Here is a 20469-nt window from a genome sequence, read left to right as displayed (position 1 = left end):
GCGGCGCAGCGCGGTCGGCCTCCGGTGAGATCCTCCTGGGCGCGACATGCGCACGCGCTGGCGCGCGCGCTGGGCTGGACGGTCGGCATGGGCCTGATCACCGTGGCGGTGATCGCGGCACTGGCCCAGGTGCTGCTGCCCGAGCTGGCGCAGCATCCGCAGTGGGTCGCCGCGCAGTTGAGCCAGCGCCTGCACCGGCCGGTGAGCTTCGACTCGATGCAGGGGCACTGGACGCCGGCCGGCCCGCGTTTCGCGCTGCGCGGCGTGACCATCGGCGCGGCGGATGCCGGCCAGGTGCCACTGCGCATTCCCCAGGCAGACCTCACGCTGGATTTTGGCGGCTGGCTGCTGCCGTCGCGGCACCTGCTCAACCTGCGCGCGCGCGGCCTGCAACTGGACCTGAGTCGCGGCACCGACGGCCGCTGGGCGATCAGCGGCATGGGCACCGCAGGCGGTGAATCCTCCGCCCCGCTCTCGCTGGGCAACCTGTCGCTGGACCTGTGGCTGGACGACCTGCACATCGACGTGGCCGACCAGCGCACGGGGCGTCACTACAACGTGCTGGCCGAGCAACTGCGGGTGGGGCTGGGTGCCAGCCGCGTGCGGCTGGGCGCGCGACTGCGCCGCCCGGGCGCGGCGGGCATGCTTCGGGCCGCCGGCGATTTTCGCGCAGACGGCAGCAGCGGTCGGGTCTGGCTGGCCGGCGACGACCTGGACATCAAGGCGATGCTGGGTGACGCGGTGTTGGCCGGCTATACGGCCGAGAGCGGCCACGGCCGGCTCGCCGCCTGGCTGGACTGGCGTGCCGGCAAGGTGGTGCGCAGCCTGCTGCAGACCGATCTCACCGACGTCTCGCTGCTCGGCCCCGACGGCAACCGGGCCGAGGTGGCGGCCATCCGCGGTGTCACCGAAATCCGCCAGACCGCCGATGGCTACCGGCTGGCCTGGGCCGGTGACGACGGCAGCGCACTGGTGGCCGCACTGCACCGGCCTTCGGCCGACGCGCTGCGCATTGGTGTGGCCGCCAGTCACCTGCAGCTCGCGCCGCTGGTGCCATGGCTGGCGCTCAAGCCGAACCTGTCGCCGGCGCTGGCGCAGTGGCTGGGCGCCGGCAAGCCGCGTGGCGAGATCGCCAGCGCCAATCTGCAGTGGCAGCGTGGGCCTGGGTTGCTGCGCCTGGAGGCGCAACTTCAGGGCATCGGCATCGATCCGGTCGGCCGTCTTCCCGGCATCGACCGGCTCGACGGCACGCTGCGTGGCGACGCCACGGCCATCGCGCTGGAGCTGCCGGGGCAGGCCACCGTGTTGCGCTTTCCGCGCGCCTTCGCTCAGCCGTTTGCGCTGTCGCAGTTCGGTGGCCAGCTTGCCGTATGGGATGACGACGACGGCGTGCACCTTGGTGCGGATGCGCTGGATTTCGGCGGCGCCGGCTTTGCCGGCCAGGCCCGCGGCGAGGTGCTGTTGCCGGCCGATGGCGGTGCGCCGTTCCTGGATATCTACGCCCACGTCGATCACGCGGAGGTCTCCGCGGCGAAGCTGTTCTGGCCACTGACGATGTCGCCCAAGGCGGTGTCCTGGTTGAACCGGGCGCTGGTGGCCGGCCACGTCGATGGTGGCGATGCGCTCGTGCGCGGCAGCCTGGCCGACTGGCCGTTCCGCCACAACGAGGGGCGTTTCGAGGCGCAAGCACGCATCAGCGATCTCACGCTGGATTACGGCGAGGGCTGGCCGCGTGCCGAGCACGTGGCGGCGGTGGCCAACTTCATCGACAACGGCATGCTGGTCCAGGCCACCAGTGGCGACGCCTCCGGAGTGAAGCTCGACCACGCGGTGGCGCTGATTCCCGAGTTCGGCGATGCGCTGCTCGACCTCAACGCCAGCGGCAGCGGCAGCGGTGGCAGCCTGATGAACTTCGTCAGTCACAGCCCGATCGCAGCACACGAGGCCGACACGCTGGCCAAGCTCAAGCTCGGTGGCCAGGGCGACTTCGACTTCCACCTGCTGTTGCCACTCAAGCCGGGTTCGGAGCTGCAGCTCAATGGCACCGCCCAGCTCACCAACGCCGACCTGAGCGCGCCGGAATGGAAGCTGCAGTTGGACAAGCTCACCGGCCCGCTGCAGTTCGACGCGCACGGCCTCACCGCCGGGCCATTGCAGGCGGGTTTCCGCGGCCAGACGTCGAGCCTGCAGATGCGCATCGCTGGCGCCACCGGCGATCCGAACGTGATGCTGTCGGCCAGCCTGGACGGTCGCTACAGCTTCGCCGACCTGGTGCACGATCAGCCGACGATCGCCTGGCTGGGTGATGCCTCCGAGGGGCGCAGCAGCATGCGCATTGGCTTCGACATTGCCCGCGACGATCAAAACGCGCCGTGGCACCAGACCTTGAGCATCGACTCCACGCTGCAGGGCATTGCCCTCAAGCTGCCCGCGCCATTGGACAAGCCGGCCTCCAGCGCGCAGCAGTTGCACGTGAGCCTGCCGCTGCCGGTGACGGCGGCGGATCTGCGTGTGTCACTGGGCGACGTGCTGCGCGCGCGCTTTCGCTTGCCGGGCGCCAACAACGAGCCGCTCGGCGGCACCTTGGCCATGGGCGACCAGATGCCGGACACCGTGCCGGCACAGGGCCTGCGCGTACGCGGGCAGGGCGATCGTCTGGATGTCAGTGGCTGGATCCAGCACGTGGTGGCCGGCAGTGCCGGCGCCGGCGCCCCTACGTTGGAGAGCATCGACGTGACGGCCGATCACGCCACGCTGTTTGGCAGCGATTTCCCCGGGCTGCACCTGCAGGTGCAGCCCAAAGCCGGCGAACTGGCGATCGACGCCGACAGCGCCACGCTGGCCGGTCACTTCCTGGTGCCCACGGCCGAACTGGACAAGCGCGGCATCACCGCGCGGCTCAAGCGCCTGTACTGGCCCAAGGCGGAGCCGCCCAAGGACGCCAAGGGCAAGGCCTTGCCCGATACCGGCCCCACCCCGGAGCAGGCTGCGCGCACCGGCGTGAAGCCCTCCAGCCTGCCGCCACTGCATCTGCTGGTGGATGATTTGCGGCTGGGTGATGCGCGCCTGGGCGAGGCACGCATGGAGAGCTGGCCCACCGCCAACGGCATGCACATGGACCAGCTGCGTGCGCTCTCGCGCAGCGTGCAGATCACCGCCTCGGGCGACTGGAACGGCACGCCGGAGGCCAGCCACACGCACCTCAATATCGACTTCGCCGCCGAGGACATCGGCAAGATGCTCGGTGCGTTCGGGTTCGACGGCCTGTTCAACGGCGGCAAGACGCGCGCGCATCTCGACGGCAGCTGGCCGGGCGGGCCGTCGGCGATCACCCTGGCCAACCTGGACGGCAAGCTCGACGTGCACGTCACCGACGGGCGCATTCCCGAGGCGACCTCGCCGGGTGTGGGGCGCCTGCTCGGCCTGGTGTCGCTGGCCGAACTGCCGCGACGGCTCACGCTGGATTTCGGCGACGTGTTCGGCAAGGGCCTGGCCTTCGACACCATCGACGGCAGTTTCAATTTCGCCGATGGCAATGCCACCACCAAGGACCTCAAGATCCACGGCCCCGCCGCGGAGATCACCGTCAGCGGCCGTACCGGCATGCGCGCCCGCGATTACGACCAGCAGCTCTACGTGGTGCCGCACGTGGGCAACAGCCTGCCGGTGGTCGGCGCGGTGGTCGGCGGACCGGTGGGCGCGGCGGCGGGGCTGGCCGTGCAGGGGCTGCTCGGCAAGGGCCTCAACAAGGCCGCCAGCGCGCGCTATGCGATCACCGGCAGCTGGGACAAGCCGGTGATCACGCTGATCGAAAAGCGCGTGCCCAAGAGCGCGCCAGTCGAGTCGGTCCCGGCAGCCTCGAGTACGGTCCCGGCGGTGCCGGCTCCTGCTAGCTCCAGCGCACCGAAGCGCTAGGTCACTGGTCGGTCGGTTCGGCCGGTTTTGGCGGTCCGCGGAACGGAAACAGCTGCTGGCGGATGAAGCCATCGGGCATGTAGTCGCCCACCACGCCGTAGGTATCCGGGAAGCGCCGGGTGGATTTCACCGCCGTGCCGAACAGGTAATCGAGGAAGGCGTAGTGCGCGGCGTAGTTGCGGTCGATCGCCTCGTCGTCGGAGGCGTGGTGCCAGTGATGGAAGTCCGGCGTCACCACCAGGTATTTCAGCGGCCCCCACGGCAGGTGCACGTTGGCGTGGTTGAACACCGCCTGGAAGCCGACCACCAGGATGTAGGCATTCATCACGCCCTCGCTGAAACCCAGGATGTACAGCGGCGCCAGCACCGCCACCCGGGTCACGATGAGCTCCAGCATGTGCTGGCGCGAGCCGGCCAGCCAGTCCATCGTCTTGGTGCTGTGGTGCACGGCGTGGAAGCGCCACAGAAACGGCACCTCGTGGTACGCCCGGTGCGTCCAGTACTGCGCCAAGTCGGCGATCAGGATGCACAGCAGCAGCTGCGGCACGAAGGCGATGTGCTGCACGGTCTGCTGGAACGCGCTAGCGGTGAGCCAGCCGAACAGGTGGTGCAGCAGGAAGTTCACCGTCAGCAGCGCCAGCCCCACGATGAAGTGGTTCACCGCGAAGTGCTTCAGGTCGGTCTGCCATTCCTTGCGGAACACGGCCTGGCCCTTGTACAGCGGAAACAGCTTCTCGATCACCACGAACACCAGCGTGGAACCGAGCAGGTCGAGGATGAACCAGTCCAGCCCGATGTACGGCGTGTGATCCGGGAAGTTCCCCACCGGCACGCGCGAGCCGCCCAGCGCCGTGGCCGCCAGCACGAAGGCGAACGCGACCGCGTTGATGTTGCGCGAGCGGCCCAGCACTACATTGCCCAGCGAGATGCCGCCGGCGACCAGCAGGCCGCCCAGCAGCAACTGGCGCAGCACGTCCACCGAGTATTTGTGGCGCAGGTCCGGCGTGGTCAGGTACTGCGGGAAATGGAACGCCAGCACCGCGAGCAGGCTAAGCACACCCAGCGACAGCGCGATGACCCCGCTGATCCGGCCCAGCCCGGCGTGGAGCTCGCCATCGCTGCGCAGCAGCTCGCGGGTTTCGGTCACCGGCTGGTGCAGGGCGTGTTCGATGGCTTCGCGCGTGCGTTCGCGCCTGGACGATGGCCGCATGAATGGTTTCCCCCGTGGACGCCTTCCTGACGTTGGCGCATCGTAGCGGATAGCCATGCCGGCCGGCGCTTTAAAGCCCGCCCCGGCGACCCCACCTTAGCCAGTCATTCCGGATACCGATGCTGATGCCCATGTCCACACTTCTCGAGCAAGTCCAGCAGCGCCTGCTCACGCCCGGCGGCCTGGCCACCGGTGACCTGGAGCGCGTGTTCGACCAGCTGATGGCGCCGTCGATCGACGCCGCGGATCTGTATTTCCAGCACTCGCGCAGCGAGTCGTGGACGCTGGAAGAGGGCATCGTCAAGGACGGCAGCCACTCCATCGAGCAGGGCGTGGGCGTGCGCGCCATCAGCGGCGAGAAGACCGGCTTCGCCTATTCCGACGAAATCGTGCTGCCGCAGCTGCTGGATGCCTCCAAGGCGGCGCGCGCCATCGCGCAGGACGGCCGTGGCGCCGGGCGCCCGCTGGCGCTGGGCAATGCGCGGTCGCTGTATCCGGCGATCGACCCGGTCGAGAGCCTGCCCAACCCGGATAAAATTGCCCTGCTGCGCGAGGTGGATGCCTACGCTCGCTCGCGCGATCCGCGCATCACCCAGGTCATCGTGAGCCTCGCCGCCACGCTGGACACCATCCTCATCGCCGCCTCCGACGGCACGCTGGCCGCCGACGTGCGCCCGCTGGTGCGCATCAACGTGCAGGTGATTGCCGAGGCCAACGGCCGCCGCGAGCAGGGCTACGCCGGTGGCGGCGGGCGCTACAGCTACGGCGAGCTGATCGCCAACGGCCGCGCGCTGGCGTTCGCCGACGAGGCGGTGCGCCAGGCACTGGTGAACCTGGAGTCGATCGACGCCCCGGCCGGCCAGATGACCGTGGTGCTCGGTCCGGGCTGGCCCGGCGTGCTGCTGCACGAGGCGATCGGCCACGGCCTGGAGGGGGACTTCAACCGCAAGGGCAGCTCCGCCTTCGCCGGTCGCATCGGCCAGCGCGTGGCCGCCAAGGGCGTCACCGTGGTCGACGACGGCACGCTGGCCGGCCGCCGCGGCTCGCTCAGCATCGACGACGAGGGCACGCCCACCGAGTGCACCACGCTGATCGAGGACGGCATCCTGGTCGGCTACATGCAGGACAAGCTCAATGCCCGCCTGATGGGCATGAAGCCCACCGGCAACGGCCGCCGCGAATCGTTCACCCAGCTGCCGATGCCGCGCATGACCAACACCTACATGCGCGGTGGCAGCATGGACCCGGGCGAGATCATCCGCTCGGTGAAGAAGGGCCTGTACGCGCCGAACTTCGGCGGCGGCCAGGTGGACATCACCAACGGCAAGTTCACCTTCTCCGCCAGCGAGGCCTACCTCATCGAGGATGGCAAGATCACCGCGCCAGTGAAGGGCGCCACCCTGATCGGCTCCGGCCCCGAGGTGCTCAACCGCGTCTCGATGATCGGCAACGACATGGCGCTGGACGAAGGCGTGGGCGTGTGCGGCAAGGACGGCCAGAGCGTGCCGGTGGGCGTCGGTCAGCCGACCCTGCGCATCGATTCAATGACGGTGGGCGGTACCGCGTCCTGACACGTTCGCCCTCTCCCTTCGGGGGGGGGCGTCCGATGGTCACGCGTCTTCATCGTCCGTTGCTTCGTCGCCGGAAGCGTCGTCGTCGACGTCCGCTTCCAGCTCCTTCAGCAGCTGAAAGATCTCCCGGTAGGCGCGCGGCGGCTTGTTCGGTGTGGCCTTTTCGATGCGCGCCTGGCGGATCAGCGAGCGCAGGTGCTGGCGGTCGAGATCGCTCTGGCGGGCGATGAGTTCGGCCAGTGCGTCGTCGGAAGTTTCTTCGGCGATCAGGCGCTCGCGCAGCGCTTCCATGCGATGCATGGCGGCCGTTTCCTGGCGCTGCTTTTCACGGTTCACGCCGAGCGCGGCGCGGGCGGCGGCGAAGGTGTCGTCGTCGTAGCGGCGCATCACCTTGGCGAGGAAGCCGAGCTGGCGCTTGCGCGCGATGTGTGCGGTGATGCGGCGTACGTTGGCGATCTCGTTGCGCACATCCTCGGGCAGCTCGATCTTGGCCAGCTTGGCCGGCTGCATCTCCACCAGCTGGGTGGCGAAGGCGAGCACGGCCAGCGCGTCGCGGCGCTGCTGGGTGCGGCTGGGGCCGTATTCGGTGTCGTCCAGCTCGTGCTGGTTGCGGCTGCGGCTGGGGCTCACGAGGAAGTTCCTGTGGAAGGGTTGTCAGGGGTGTCGTCGCTGTCGGCCTGTTCCAGCGCAAAGCGCGGAATCGGCTCGCCCTCCAGCTCCACCGTTTCGCAGAACATCGCCGCCGGGCGCACCCACAGGCCGTGCTCGCCGTACAGCGCCTGGTACACCACCAGCGGTTCCATCGTCTCGCTGTGGTGCGCGGTACCCAGCACGCGATAGCGCTGGCCCTTGTAGTGGCGGTAGATGCCGGCGGCTGGTTGCATGGGACTCTCCACAGCGGCCAGACTGGCGCGCTCTTTTCAACCGGGCCGTGCGACCCCATTTGTGGGGATTCGGACGGCGAGGGTCGTCCATTCTACCCGCCCCCCTTGCAGGAATCCCACGTGAGCGAGATCGCCCTCCACCCCGACCGCAGCGCCGACGAACTGCACCGCCTGGCCAGCCTGGCCGAGGACGTGATCCGCCGCGCCCGCGCCGCCGGCGCCAGCCAGGCCGAGGTGGCTGCCAGCATCGACACCGGGCTCAACGTGAACGTGCGCCTGGGCGAGGTGGAGACGGTTGAACACACCCGCGACCGCGGCTTCGGCCTCACCGTGTACTTTGGCCAGCGCAAGGGCTCGGCCAGCACGGCGGACCTGAATCCGGACTCGATCCAGGCCACCATCGACCAAGCCTGCGCCATCGCGCGCTACACCGAGGAAGATCCGGCCGCCGGCCTAGCCGACGCGGCGCTGATGGCGACTGACTTCCCCGATCTGGACCTGTGGCATCCGTGGGCGATCGACACTGCCGGCGCCATCGCGCTGGGCCAGCGCATCGAGGATGCCGGCCGCACGCATGCCGGCATCAGCAACTCCGACGGCGCCAGCGTGCAGATGGGCGAGAGCCTGTCGGTGTACGCCAACTCGCACGGTTTCGTCGGTCGTGAGCGCGGCACGCGGCATTCGATCTCGCTGTCGCTGATCGCCGGCGACGAGGCCGGCATGCAGCGCGATTACTGGTACGACAGCGTGCGCGACGCGGCGAAATTCATGGACGCCAGGGCGCTGGGCGACAAGGCCGCCGAGCGCACGCTGGCACGACTGGGCGCGCGTAGCCTCTCCACGCGGCAGTGCCCGGTGCTGTTCGCGCCGGAGCTGGCGCGCGGGCTGATCGGGCATCTGGTCGGTGCGGTGAGTGGCGGGGCGCTGTATCGACGCGCCAGCTTCCTGCTCGACCACGTGGGCCAGTCGGTGATGCCGGCGTGGATGAACATCGTCGAGCGGCCGCGGCTGATCGGTGGGCAGGCTTCCGGCGCGTTCGATGCCGAAGGCGTGGCCACCCGCGACAGCGCGCTGGTCGAAGGCGGCGTGCTGGCGCGCTACGTGCTCGGCAGCTATTCGGCGCGCAAGCTCGGCCTGGCCACCACCGCCAACGCGGGCGGCATCCACAACCTCATCGTCGATGCCGGCAGCGCCGACGGCGAGCGCAGCGACTTCGCCGGCATGCTCGCGCGTCTGGGTACCGGCCTGCTGGTGACCGAGCTGATGGGGCAGGGCGTGAGCACCACCACCGGCGACTACTCGCGCGGCGCGGCGGGCTTCTGGGTCGAGAACGGGCGGATCGCCTATCCGGTCGAGGAGATCACCATCGCCGCGAACCTGCGCGACATGTTCCGCGGCATCGTGGCCGTGGGCACCGACGTGGACCTACGCTCGCATCTGCTCACCGGCTCGATCCTGCTCGAGCGCATGACGGTGGCGGGCGAGTAGTTCACCCACCCCGTGCGCAAAAGGCTGCGCCCGCGGTAGCATCTGCGGCAAATCGCCACGTCGTGGCGGTCTGCCACCACTACCGAGGGTCTGGTCATGAGCGTTCCACCCGATGACGTCGTTCCCCCGCCGCCGCCGCTGCACGACGAAGTGCCGGCCTCTGTCGTGCCGTCCGCCGAAGAGCGGCAGTGGGCGATGTTCGGCCATTTGTCCGCCCTGCTGGGGCTGGTTACCGCTGGCTGGGCCTGCTTCCTGGGACCGCTGGTGATCTGGCTGGTGAAGAAGGACACCATGCCGTTCGTCGCCGACCAGGCGAAGGAGGCGCTGAACTTCAGTATCACCGTGATGATCGCCGGGGCGATCTGCTGGATCCTGGTGTTCGTGCTGATCGGTTTCGTGCTGCTGTGGGCATTGGCCATCGTCTGGATCGTGTTCACCATCATGGCGGCGATCAAGGCCAACGAGGGCGTCGCCTACCGTTATCCGTTCGCGCTGCGGCTGATCAAGTAAGCCGGTTGCCAGTGCAAGATAAAGGCCGCCCATCTGGGCGGCCTTTTTCGTTGGGTCAGGCGGATCAGCGCAGCCGGTGCGCGGCGTACAGCGCCAGCTCGCGCAGCGGCGAATGCGGCGCGTCCAGCGGGCCGAGTGCGGCGAGCGCTTCCTCGGTGAGCTCGGCCAGCCGGGCACGCGAGGCATCCAGCCCGAGGATCGAGGGAAAGGTGGGCTTGTCGGCGGCCGCGTCCTTGCCGGCGGTCTTGCCGATCACTGCCGATTCGCCTTCCACGTCGAGGATGTCGTCGCGCACCTGGAAGGCCAGGCCCACGGCGTGGGCGTAGCGGTCCAGCGCATCGAGCGTGTCGGTGTCCGCGCCGGCGGCCATGGCGCCGAGCTGCACCGAGGCGCGGATCAGCGCACCGGTCTTGCAGGCGTGCATGTGCTCCAGCTCGGCCAGCGTCAGCACGCGGCCCACCGCGGCCAGATCCAGCGCCTGGCCACCGGCCATGCCCTCGGCGCCACAGGCGCGGCCCAGCGCGCGCTGCATGGCCATGCCAACGGCCGGCTCCACCGGCGCCTGCGCCAGCAGTTCGAAGGCCAGCGCCTGCAGCGCGTCGCCGGCCAGGATCGCCATCGCCTCGCCAAAAACGATGTGGCAGGTGGGGCGGCCGCGGCGCATGGCGTCGTCGTCCATCGCCGGCAGGTCGTCGTGCACCAGCGAATAGGCGTGGATCAGCTCCACCGCGCAGGCCGGCATGTCGAGCGCGGCATCGCCGTGACCCAGCGCGTGACCGGCCGCGTAGACCAGCAGCGGGCGCAGCCGTTTGCCGCCGCCCAGCACGGCGTAGCGCATGGCGCGGTGCAGGTCGGTGGGCGGGGTGTCGTCGGCGGGCAGGGCATCGGCCAGCGCGCGGTCGGCGCGGTCGATCAGCGCCTGCAGCGCGGAGCCAAGCTCAGAGTTCGGGTTCAAACGGTTCGGCGCTCTCAGGGGCGTCGGGATCGAGCAGCAGGCGCACGCGCAGATCGGCCTTCTCCAGCGCCTGTTGGCAGTGGCGGTAGAGGCCGATGCCGCGCTCGAACGAGGCCAGCGAATCGTCCAGGCTCAGGTCGCCGCCTTCCATCTTCGCCACCAGCTGTTCGAGCTCGTCGAGCGAGTGCTCGAAGTCGGCGACTGGCGCGGGATTGGCAGGGGCGGGAGCGGTCTTGGCCATGGCCGGGAACGCTAACGCAGCGGGGGCGCTGAATCAATGGAAATGCGCGCTGGTTGCGGCTGAAAGCCGTGGCGTGCGGCCGTTCGCGGCGCAGGCGTCCGGCGCGTTCGGGTCGGCTCGATCAACCGGGGTGACGGGCGCCCCGGCCAGGGCGCCAGTGCAGGCGCTCGCCGGGCCCGCCGAGCAGGGTCTGGCCGCGTGCGGTGAGCCAGCGGTCGCCGACCGCGATCAACGCCTCGCCCTCGTAGATCATCGGGCAGCCTGCGCGCTGCCAGGGCGGCAGCGCGGCTTGCTGGAACAGGTCGCGCAGCTCGCGGGTATGGCGATCGCCGGCCGGCTTGAGGTGCTCGCCACCGCGACGCAGGCGCACGATGAGCGGCGTATCGAGCGCGCCATCCAGGATGAGCTGGCCGCCGTCCGGCAGCGCGAGCGGACTGCCCCGCCAAGGGGTCTGCCAGCCCGGATCGATCGCGACGGCAGGCGGTAGCGCCCACAGTCGCCCCTTCCACACGTGCAGTTCGGCGCCGGCCCAGCGGATGCAGGGCACGCGTCCCTCGCGCGCATCGAGCTGGCGCTCGATCTGCGCGCGCTGGGCGTTTCCGGGTGCGGGCAGCTGGCGGGTATGCAGCCAGTGGTCGAGCAGCGGTTCGCGCAGGGCCGGCGCCAGTGCACGCCAGCCGGCGGCGTCGAGGCTGGCGCGGTGCGCGTCGTGCAGGCGGTCGAACGCCGACAGCCACTGCTCGCGCAACGAATCGGCGGCGGCGCGGCAGAGCGCGGCGCTGTGGGTGATGGCGTCGACCGCGCCCGGCCAGTGCGCTGCCAGGCGCGGCAGGATCTCGCTGCGCAGCTGATTGCGACCCAGTCGCGGGTCGGCGTTGGCTGGATCGTCCAGGCAGGCCAGTGCATGGGTTTGCACGTAGGTGCTCAGGGCTGAACGCGGGAGCTCGAGCAGCGGGCGCCACAGCTCGCCGACGCCTAGCGGCCGCCGCTCGCGCATGCCGCCGAGCCCCTCCGGCCCGGCGCCACGCAGCAGCTTCAACAGCACGGTTTCCGCCTGATCGTCACGATGGTGTGCGGTGAGCAGTAGCTCCCCCGCTGCGAGGTTGACGGCCAGGGCGGCGTAACGCGCCTCGCGCGCGGCCGCTTCGATGCCGCGTCCGGCGGCGAGGTCCACCGTCACGCGGAGCACCGTGCACGGAACGCCGAGGCTCGCGCAGAAGGCGCGCGCATGGTCCGCCCAGCGCGCGCTGAGCGGATGCAGACCGTGGTCGACGTGTACCGCACGCAGCGCGCCGCGACGCGGCAGCGCGGCCAGGGCATGGAGCAGAGCAGTGGAGTCGGGGCCGCCGCTGAAGGCCACGCACAGCGCGTCCTCCGGCGCTGCGGCGAGCTGGGCGGTCAGGTGCTGGACGAGCGAGGCGGACAACGGCGCAGAGGTGATGGGCAGCAGCGTGCCGCGTTACTTGCGGCGCTTGTTGCGCACGTACAGCGTGCGCGCCGGGCCATCGCCGCGCTGGTCGATCTCGAACAGTCCGATCGCATCGACCAGCTCGCTGAGCTTGCGATAGCCGTAGTTGCGCGGGTCGAACTCCGGCGCCTGCTTGGCCACGGACGAGCCGATCGCGCCCAGGTGCGCCCAGCCGCTGTCGTCCGACACGCCATCGATCGCGTTGCGCAGCAAGCCGACCAGGCGCGCATCGCCCTTGAGCTGCTGCTGCGACATCGGCTTGGTCGGATGTTCGTCCTCGGGCTTCTCTACCAGCAGCTCGGTGTAGATGAACTTGTCGCAGGCGGCGACGAAGGGCTCGGGCGTCTTCTTCTCGCCGAAGCCGTACACGGTGAGCCCGGACTCGCGGATGCGCGCGGCCAGCCGGGTGAAGTCGCTGTCGCTGGAGACGATGCAGAACCCGTCGAAACGCCCGGTGTAGAGCAGGTCCATCGCGTCGATGATCATCGCCGAGTCGGTGGCGTTCTTGCCGCGCGTGTAGCCGAACTGCTGGATCGGCTGGATGGAGTAGGTGAGCAGGGTTTCTTTCCAGCTCTTCAGGTGCGGGCCGGTCCAGTCGCCGTAGATGCGCTTGGCGTGGGCGGTGCCGTACTTGGCGATCTCGGCGAGCAGCCCCTCGACGATGGCGGGCTGGGCATTGTCGGCGTCGATCAGCACGGCGAGGCGGGCAGAGGCAGGCGTGGCCATGGCGGTGGGTTCCTTGGGCGATCCGGCCTGCATCATCGCAGAGCCCGGGGTCAACACGGCACGCCGGCGTTAAGCAGCTTGGCGCGCAGCGCCGCCATGCGTAGACCTGCGCGCGGTTGCCCTCAACGCGCTGGACTTGAAAATGCGCCCATCGCTGTCCCGCCAACTATCCCGTTCCTGGGCGGAGGGCAGCGCATGAGCCGGGTCCGTCGGAACGTGCCCGGCCTTGGTAGCCGGAGTGCCGCCGTGCCAGAAAAGCCTGCGCGTGCCTGACGACGGCAGCCAGACACGGCGATGGATTCAGCCCTCGGCGTAGGCGCCGTAGCCGCGCAGGCGCTGGTAGCGCTGGGCCAGCAGGTCGCTGACGTTCATCGCCTCGAGCCGGTCCAGTTCGTTGAGCAGCACGGCCTTGAGGCGGATCGCCATCGAGTGCGGGTTGCGGTGTGCGCCACCCAGCGGCTCGCGCACCACCTTGTCGATCAGGCCGAGCTCGAGCAGGCGCGGCGCGGTGACGCCCATGGCGTCGGCGGCGTCGCGCACCTTGTCCTGGCTCTTCCACAGGATCGAGGCGCAGCCCTCGGGCGAGATCACCGAGTAGATCGAGTACTGCAGCATCAGGGTGCGGTCGCCCACGCCGATCGCCAGCGCGCCGCCGGAGCCACCTTCGCCGATCACCGTGCAGACCACCGGCACCTTCAGCTCGGCCATCTCCAGCAGGTTGCGGGCGATCGCCTCGCTCTGGCCGCGTTCCTCCGCGCCCACGCCGGGGTAGGCGCCGGGGGTGTCGATGAAGGTGAGGATGGGCAGGCCGAAGCGTTCGGCCATCTTCATCAGGCGCAGCGCCTTGCGATAGCCCTCGGGGCGCGGCATGCCGAAGTTGCGGCGTACCTTGCCCTTGGTGTCGCGGGCTTTCTGGTGACCGATGATCATCACCGAGCGACCGTTGATGCGGCCCAGGCCGCCCACGATGGCGGCGTCGTCGGCGAACGCGCGGTCGCCGGCCAGTTCGTGGAATTCCTCGCAGATCGCGCCGATGTAATCGAGCGTGTACGGCCTGCCGGGGTGGCGCGACAGCTGGGTGACCTGCCAGGAGTTGAGGTTGCGGAAGATCTCGGCCGTCTTGACCTTGAGCTTCTCGCGCAGGCGGCGCACCTCGTCGTCGATGTTGAACGCCTGGCCGTCGCTGGCGTGGCGAAGCTCGTCGATCTTCGCTTCCAGCTCGGCAATGGGTTGTTCGAAATCGAGGAAGTTGGGGTTCATTCGCTGCGTTTCAGGACAATAAGCAGGGCAGTATAGCGGGGCGAGAAAAAACGCGAGAACGCCGCCGTATTGTAAGAGCGCAGCCTGTGCGCGAAGGCTTTTTGGCTTTGCTGTCGATCAGGAGCAACAGCGTTCGCGCACAGGGTGCGCTCCTACTCCTGGCTTTTGACGATACGCAGCCGCGCGGCTTCCACGCCGGGCAGGGCGCGCACGGCGCGCAGCAGGTCGGGGATGGCCTCCACCCGCCAGGCTTCGCCCAGTTCGAGGTCCGCCTGGGCGTCGCGGTTGTGATAGCCGTGCAGCACCACGCTGGCGCGCCCGCCGCGGAAGCCGGCCAGGGTGCGCTGCAGCTGGGCGGGAAAGTCCGGTGAGATGCCGTTGAGCTTCAGGCGCAGCAGGCGGGCATGCCGGCGGCAGGCGTCGGCGAGGGTGATCGCGCTGCGCGCGCGCACCTGGAAACCGCCGCCGGAGAAATCGTCGATACGCAGGCCGCCTTCGACGATCAGCATCTCGTCGCGCACCAGCAGCGGCGCAACCTGCTGGAACAGTTCGCCGAAGAAGCTCACCTCGATGGTGCCGGTGCCGTCTTCCAGTCGCACGAAGGCGTCCGAATCGCCGCGCTTGCGCACGGCGGTGACCATGCCGGCGACCGTCCACGGCGTGTCCGGGCCGCGGCGGAAGCGGTTCGCCTCGCCGTCGTCGTTCTTGCGCGGCCGGGGCGGCTGGTAGCGATCGACGATCTCGCCCAGCGGGCAGGTGGACAGCTGCGCCAGCTCGTCCTTCCACGGGTCGGTGGGATGGCCGGAGAGGTAGTGGCCGAGCGTGTCGCGTTCGCCCTTGAGCTTTTCCTCCAGTGGCCACTCGGGCGCGGTGGGCAGGTCGATCTGCACCACCGGCGTGATGGCGCCCATCGCCGCGCCGAACATGTCGTTCTGGCCGGACTGCTTGTCGCGCAGGTGCTGCTCGGCGGCCTTGATCGCGTCGGGCAGTTGCAGCATCAGGCTGGCCCGGGTGGGGGCCAGTGCGTCGAGCGCGCCGGAGTAGATCAGTGCCTCGAGCACGCGGCGGTTGAGCTTGGTCGGATCGACGCGGCGGCAGAAATCGGCCAGGTCGGTGTAGGAGCCGTGCGCGCGCTCGGCGACGATCGCCTCGCAGGCGCCCTGGCCGACGCCCTTGATCGCGCCCAGGCCGTAGCGGATGGTCTTGGGTTCGGTCGCCACGAACATGAATTCCGAGGCGTTCACATCCGGCGGCAGCACGGTGATGCCGATCGCGCGCGACTCGTCCAGGAACGTCACCGCCTTGTCGGTGTTGTCCATGTCCGAGGAGATCGTCGCGGCCATGAATTCGGCTGGGTAGTGCGCCTTCAGCCAGGCAGTCTGATAGGACACCAGCGCGTAGGCGGCCGCGTGCGACTTGTTGAAGCCGTAGCCGGCGAACTTCTCCATCAGGTCGAAGATCTGGTCGGCCTTTTCGCCGGTCAGCCCGTCCTTGGCGGCACCCTCGCGGAACTTGGCGCGCTCCTTGGCCATCTCCTCGACTTTCTTCTTGCCCATCGCTCGGCGCAGCAGGTCGGCGCCGCCGAGCGAGTAACCGCCCACGATCTGCGCCATCTGCATCACCTGCTCCTGATAGACCATGATGCCGTAGGTCTCTTTCAGGATCGGCTCGACGCGCGGGTCGGGATACTCCACCTCTTCCTTGCCGTGCTTGCGCGCGACGAAGCTGGGGATCAGGTCCATCGGGCCGGGGCGGTACAGCGCCACCAGCGCGATGATGTCCTCGAAGCGGTCGGGCTTGGCGTCTTTCAGCATGCGCTGCATGCCGGAGGATTCGAGCTGGAACACGGCGACCGTCTGCGCCTTCTTCAGCAGCTCGTAGGGCGCCGGGTCGTCCAGCGGCAGCGTGGAGATGTCCAGCGGCTCCTCGCCGCTGTGCGCGCGGCGCGCGTTGATCGCCTTCACCGCCCAGTCGATGATGGTCAGCGTGCGCAGGCCGAGGAAGTCGAACTTCACTAGGCCGACCGCCTCGACGTCGTCCTTGTCGTACTGGGTCACCACGCCGGCGCCGCCCGGCTCGCAGTACAGCGGGGCGAACTCGGTGAGCGGCTTGGGGCCGATCACCACGCCGCCGGCATGCTTGCCGGCGTTGCGGGTCAGGTTTTCCAGCTTCAGCGCGAGGTCGATCAGCGGCCGCGCCTCGTCCTCGTCCTGCTCGTACAGCTCGCAGAATTCCTTGACGACGCGTTCGGGCTCCTTCTTCGATTTTTCGCTGCGGCCGAGCGCGTCGGACAGCGTGAGGTCGAGCGGACGCGGCGGGATCAGCTTGGCGATCTTGTCGACCGCGTTGTAGCCCATGCCCAGCACGCGGCCCGAATCGCGCAGCACCGCCTTGGCCGCCATCGAGCCGTAGGTGATGATCTGGCTGACGTGGTCGCGGCCGTACTTGCGCGACACGTAGTCGATCACCTCGTCGCGGCGATCCATGCAGAAGTCGATGTCGAAGTCGGGCATCGACACGCGTTCGGGGTTGAGGAAGCGCTCGAACAGCAGGTCGAACTGCAGCGGGTCCAGGTCGGTGATCTTCAGCACCCAGGCCACCAGCGAGCCGGCGCCCGAGCCGCGGCCGGGGCCCACCGGGATGCCGTTCTGCTTACCCCAGTTGATGAAGTCGGCCACGATCAGGAAGTAGCCGGGGAAGCCCATCTTGATGATGACGTCGAGCTCGCGCTCCAGCCGCTCCTCGTACTCGGCCAGCGTCTTGCCCGGCGCCAGCGGTGCGGCGGCCAGGCGCTCGGCCAGGCCCTGGCGCGACAGCTCGCGGATGTAGCTGGCCAGGTCGTGGCCTTCGGGCACCGGGAAGTCCGGCAGGTAGTAGGTGCCGAACTGCAACTCGAGATTGCAGCGCTTGGCCAGCTCGACAGTGTTTTCCAGCGCCTCGGGCAGGTCGGCGAACAGCGCCTGCATCTCCTCGGGCGACTTCAGGTACTGCTGGTCGGCGTAGTCGCGCGGGCGCTTCGGATCGGCCAGCACGCGGCCCTGGTTGATGCACACGCGCGCCTCGTGCGCCTCGAAATCCTCCTGCTTGAGGAAGCGCACGTCGTTGCTGGCGATCACCGGCAGGTTGAGCTCGGTGGCCAGCGCCAGCGCAGCGGTGTTCCAGGTTTCCTCACCGTCGCGGCCGCAGCGGGTGAGTTCGAGGTAGAGGCGGTCGGGGAATAGCCGCAGCAGCGGACGCAGGCGCGCCGAGGCGGCCTCGATCCCCTGGTTCACGGCGATGCGGCCGATCTCGCTGTCACGACCGAGCAGGGCGATAAGGCCATCGGTGGCCTCGGGCGTGAGCCACGCGGCGTCCACCATCGCCTTGCCGCCGTGCTGGCCGTCGCGCCAGGCGCGCGACACCATCCGCGAGAGATTCAGGTACCCCGGATGGTTCTGGCACAGCGCGGTGAGCCGCCACGGGCGCGGATCGTCCGGCGCGCTGATCCACAGGTCGCAGCCGCCGATCGGCTTGATGCCGGCCGCGCTGCACGCCTTGTAGAACTTCACCAGCGCGAACATGTTGCTCTCGTCGGTGAGCGCGACGGCCGGCATGCCAGCGCGCACGCAGCCGTCGACCAGCGCCTTGATGCGGATGGTCGAGTCGACCAGCGAGTATTCGCTGTGCAGGTGCAGGTGGACGTAGCGGGCGGACATGGTGCACGCGCGAGGTGGTCGCCCAGCCTAGCCGCGGCCCTGCGGGGCGGCAAGAATTGACATCCCGCGCCGGGGCTTTGCGCCAGTTGGCATCTGGCCTGCGCCGCGCGGGTCGCGTGCGCGGCCCGCGTCGAGGCAGGCGATCAGCGAATGGCGAAGCGCTCGCTGACGTCGACGGCCGGGGTGAGATGGTCCAGCGGACCGATGCTCAGGCCGCGGCCATCGTAGTCGCGATGCCGTTGGTCCGGCGCCGCCACAGTCGCACCGGCGAGGGGCGCGTCGGCGGTGCCGCGGATTTCGCTGGGGAACAGGAGGGCCGGCGTGTCCGTCGCCATCGAAGGGTGGGACCGTTGCGATGTCATGGCGCGACTCCAGGCGGGGGTTCCGCGGTCGGGAGGATGCTTCCCGGTCGTAGCGCGCATCGGACCGGACAGCATCCGTGCGTGGGGTGGCGGCTGGATGGCCATGCCGGTCGCCACCGTGGTGTCCTTGGCGTCATGGATGCGGGCAGTGGCCGAAAGGTTGCGGCGGGGATCCGTGACACGCCGGATGGGGGTATCGGGCGATGGCAAGATCTTACGCCGCACTCCGGGCGCGGACGCATGCCATCAGACGGGTGTTCATGAACATCCGGTGGCCCTGCTTATGCTTGGCCGGTGGCGTCGACGCCGGCCGCTCAGAACAGCGTCATCTGCTCCAGCGCCCGGCCCACCGGCGCGAAGCTGCGCCGGTGGTGCGGGCAGGGTCCCAGACGCTGGAGCGCGTCCAGATGGCCCGGCGTAGCGTAGCCTTTGTGGACGGCAAAACCGTAGCCGGGGTGCTCGGCATCTAGTTGCACCATCAGGCGGTCGCGGCTCACCTTGGCCAGGATCGAGGCGGCACTGATCGCCGGTTCCAACGCATCACCGCCGACAATGGCGCGGCCGGCGCAAGGCAGGTCGCGCGGCAGCGCGTTGCCATCCACCAGCGCCTCGTGCGCGGTCGGCGACAGTCCGGCCACCGCGCGGCTCATGCCGACCATGGTGGCCTGGAAGATGTTGATGCGGTCGATCTCCTCGGTCTCGACCACGATCACGCAGTGCGCCAGCGCCCGCTCGATCACCTGCAGGTAAAGCACCTCGCGCCGGCGCTCGCTGAGCTTCTTCGAATCGTCCAGCCCCACGATCGGCCGGGATGGATCGAGGATCACCGCGGCCACCACCACCGGTCCGGCCAGCGGGCCGCGTCCGGCCTCGTCGACGCCGGCGACCAGCACGCGCTGGTCGGGCGCGATCGGCGGTTTCGTCCGCACCCGGCTGGCGACATCACTGCGCATCGGGCCGCTCCAGCAGTTCCGCCACGACATCGGCGGCGGCGTCGCCGGCATGCCCGTGCAGGTCCACGCGAAGCGCGCGGTGCAGCGCCTCGAAGGTCGCCACGATCTGCCCGCGCCGCTCGCTGTCGTTGAACAGCGCCAGCGTGTCATCGGCCAGGTGCGCGGCGGTGCAGTCGTCCTGCATGCGCTCGGCGACGGGCAGCGGACGGTCCAGCCCGTTGGCGCGCGCTAGCACGTTGGGCAGCGAGTAGATGTCGGTCTTGAGCATGCGCAGCCACCGGGCGATGCGGTAGCTGATCGGCGACACGCGGTAACCGACCACCATCGGGCGCTTGGCCAGCATCGCTTCCAGGGTGGCGGTGCCGGAGGCGAGCAACACCACGTCGGCGGCGAGCATCGCCTCATGGGCCTGGCCATCGATCAGTTGTGGCGGCACCGGCCAGTGGCGGCCGACCTGGGCCAGCAGCGCCTGCACCTGTGCCCGCACGCGCGCGTTGGCGGCAGGTACCACCACACGCAACCCCGGGATGGCCGTCGCTACGCGCGCGGCCGCGTCGAGGAAAATCGCGCCCAGCCGCGCGATTTCCGAGCCGCGACTGCCCGGCAGCACCGCCAGCACCGGCACGTCGTGCGGCAGCCCGAGCGCGTCGCGCGCGCCGGCGCGGTCGCCGACCATCGGAAAGCGATCGGCCAGCGGATGGCCGACGAAGCGTGCGTCGACGCCGTGGCGGGCGTAGATCGGTGGTTCCATCGGAAACAGGCAAAGCACGCGGTCGGCGCTGCGCCCGATCTTCTCAGCGCGCTTCTCGCGCCAGGCCCACACCGAAGGGCTCACGTAATGCACGGTGCGCAGACCCGCCTCACGCAATCGGCGTTCCAGGCCGAGGTTGAAGTCTGGCGCGTCGATGCCGATCACCACGTCCGGCTGCATGGAGATCAGGCGCTCTGTCAGTTCCTTGCGCAGCCTGAGCAGGCGGGGCAGGTGGTGCAGCACCTCGGCCAGGCCGAACAGCGACAGCTCGGCCATGTCGTACCAGCTCTCCAGCCCCTGCGCCTGCATGCGCTTGCCGCCGATACCGATGAAGCGGGCCTGCGGGTAGCGCTGGCGCAGGGCGGCCAGCAGGTCGCCGCCGAGCTGGTCGCCGGACTCTTCGCCAGCGATGACGGCGATGGTGGGTGCGTCTGGCGAGACTTCGTTCAATGCCATACGGATGTCCCTACCTCGGGTAAA

16 protein-coding genes are annotated in these 20469 nt (G+C 69.4%); 4 read left to right on the top strand and 12 right to left on the bottom strand.

Going from position 1 to position 20469, the window contains the following annotated elements; all coding sequences use genetic code 11:
* The first annotated feature begins 24 nt into the window (after positions 1 to 24).
* Positions 25 to 3915, top strand: coding sequence for a YhdP family protein (locus ACTHJF_RS08020; protein WP_440266661.1), 3891 nt, complete (start codon positions 25 to 27; stop codon positions 3913 to 3915).
* Between the two features lies 1 nt (position 3916).
* Here the strand turns inward: ACTHJF_RS08020 and ACTHJF_RS08015 are convergent, their stop codons facing one another.
* Complete coding sequence (locus ACTHJF_RS08015; RefSeq protein WP_440266660.1) at positions 3917 to 5125, bottom strand: sterol desaturase family protein; 1209 nt, start codon at positions 5123 to 5125, stop codon at positions 3917 to 3919.
* A 131-nt stretch (positions 5126 to 5256) separates the two neighbouring features.
* Here ACTHJF_RS08015 and tldD point away from each other — a divergent pair, with 131 nt between their 5' ends.
* Entirely contained in the window at positions 5257 to 6696 is a 1440-nt protein-coding gene (tldD, locus tag ACTHJF_RS08010; protein ID WP_440266659.1) for a metalloprotease TldD, read from the top strand.
* A gap of 39 nt (positions 6697 to 6735) precedes the next feature.
* Here the strand turns inward: tldD and yjgA are convergent, their stop codons facing one another.
* Positions 6736 to 7326: a ribosome biogenesis factor YjgA gene (gene yjgA, locus ACTHJF_RS08005; protein ID WP_440266658.1), complete on the bottom strand. Its 591-nt coding sequence runs from the start codon at positions 7324 to 7326 to the stop codon at positions 6736 to 6738.
* On the bottom strand, positions 7323 to 7580 hold the full coding sequence (locus ACTHJF_RS08000) for a DUF1653 domain-containing protein (protein WP_431633941.1): 258 nt from the start codon (positions 7578 to 7580) through the stop codon (positions 7323 to 7325). The genes yjgA and ACTHJF_RS08000 overlap by 4 nt, the downstream gene beginning before the upstream one ends.
* Before the next feature lie 120 nt (positions 7581 to 7700).
* Here ACTHJF_RS08000 and pmbA point away from each other — a divergent pair, with 120 nt between their 5' ends.
* Positions 7701 to 9068, top strand: a complete 1368-nt coding sequence (gene pmbA, locus ACTHJF_RS07995; protein ID WP_440266657.1) for a metalloprotease PmbA — start codon at positions 7701 to 7703, stop codon at positions 9066 to 9068.
* A gap of 96 nt (positions 9069 to 9164) precedes the next feature.
* Positions 9165 to 9578 carry a DUF4870 domain-containing protein gene (locus tag ACTHJF_RS07990; protein WP_440266656.1) on the top strand — a complete coding sequence of 138 codons (414 nt, stop codon included), beginning with the start codon at positions 9165 to 9167 and terminating at the stop codon, positions 9576 to 9578.
* Between the two features lie 64 nt (positions 9579 to 9642).
* Here ACTHJF_RS07990 and ACTHJF_RS07985 read toward each other — a convergent pair whose 3' ends face one another.
* The 9 genes from ACTHJF_RS07985 to lpxB all read right to left on the bottom strand — a co-directional run bounded on the left by ACTHJF_RS07985 (position 9643) and on the right by lpxB (position 20445).
* A complete protein-coding gene (locus tag ACTHJF_RS07985) occupies positions 9643 to 10533 on the bottom strand; it encodes a polyprenyl synthetase family protein (protein WP_440266655.1) in 891 nt (296 codons plus the stop codon).
* Positions 10517 to 10774 carry an exodeoxyribonuclease VII small subunit gene (locus tag ACTHJF_RS07980; protein ID WP_431633937.1) on the bottom strand — a complete coding sequence of 86 codons (258 nt, stop codon included), beginning with the start codon at positions 10772 to 10774 and terminating at the stop codon, positions 10517 to 10519. The genes ACTHJF_RS07985 and ACTHJF_RS07980 overlap by 17 nt, the downstream gene beginning before the upstream one ends.
* Before the next feature lie 121 nt (positions 10775 to 10895).
* Positions 10896 to 12200, bottom strand: a complete 1305-nt coding sequence (gene tilS, locus ACTHJF_RS07975; protein ID WP_440266654.1) for a tRNA lysidine(34) synthetase TilS — start codon at positions 12198 to 12200, stop codon at positions 10896 to 10898.
* A gap of 33 nt (positions 12201 to 12233) precedes the next feature.
* Positions 12234 to 12968 (bottom strand): NYN domain-containing protein, encoded by a 735-nt coding sequence (locus tag ACTHJF_RS07970; protein ID WP_431633935.1) that lies wholly within the window; start codon positions 12966 to 12968, stop codon positions 12234 to 12236.
* A gap of 300 nt (positions 12969 to 13268) precedes the next feature.
* Positions 13269 to 14228: an acetyl-CoA carboxylase carboxyltransferase subunit alpha gene (locus ACTHJF_RS07965; RefSeq protein WP_431633933.1), complete on the bottom strand. Its 960-nt coding sequence runs from the start codon at positions 14226 to 14228 to the stop codon at positions 13269 to 13271.
* A gap of 152 nt (positions 14229 to 14380) precedes the next feature.
* Complete coding sequence (gene dnaE, locus ACTHJF_RS07960) at positions 14381 to 17923, bottom strand: DNA polymerase III subunit alpha (protein ID WP_440266653.1); 3543 nt, start codon at positions 17921 to 17923, stop codon at positions 14381 to 14383.
* A 143-nt stretch (positions 17924 to 18066) separates the two neighbouring features.
* Positions 18067 to 18285 (bottom strand): hypothetical protein, encoded by a 219-nt coding sequence (locus tag ACTHJF_RS07955; protein ID WP_440266652.1) that lies wholly within the window; start codon positions 18283 to 18285, stop codon positions 18067 to 18069.
* Positions 18286 to 18599: 314 nt separating this feature from the next.
* Complete coding sequence (gene rnhB / locus ACTHJF_RS07950; protein WP_440266651.1) at positions 18600 to 19238, bottom strand: ribonuclease HII; 639 nt, start codon at positions 19236 to 19238, stop codon at positions 18600 to 18602.
* A complete protein-coding gene (lpxB, locus tag ACTHJF_RS07945) occupies positions 19228 to 20445 on the bottom strand; it encodes a lipid-A-disaccharide synthase (RefSeq protein ID WP_440266650.1) in 1218 nt (405 codons plus the stop codon). Before lpxB ends, rnhB begins: the two co-directional genes overlap by 11 nt.
* Between the last annotated feature and the right edge of the window lie 24 nt (positions 20446 to 20469).

It is taken from the genome of Dyella sp. (genome assembly GCF_051962475.1).
Classification (GTDB): Bacteria; Pseudomonadota; Gammaproteobacteria; order Xanthomonadales; family Rhodanobacteraceae; genus Dyella_A.
The sequence above is the reverse complement of the archived record's forward strand: the minus strand, read 5'-3'. Positions and strand labels throughout refer to the sequence as shown.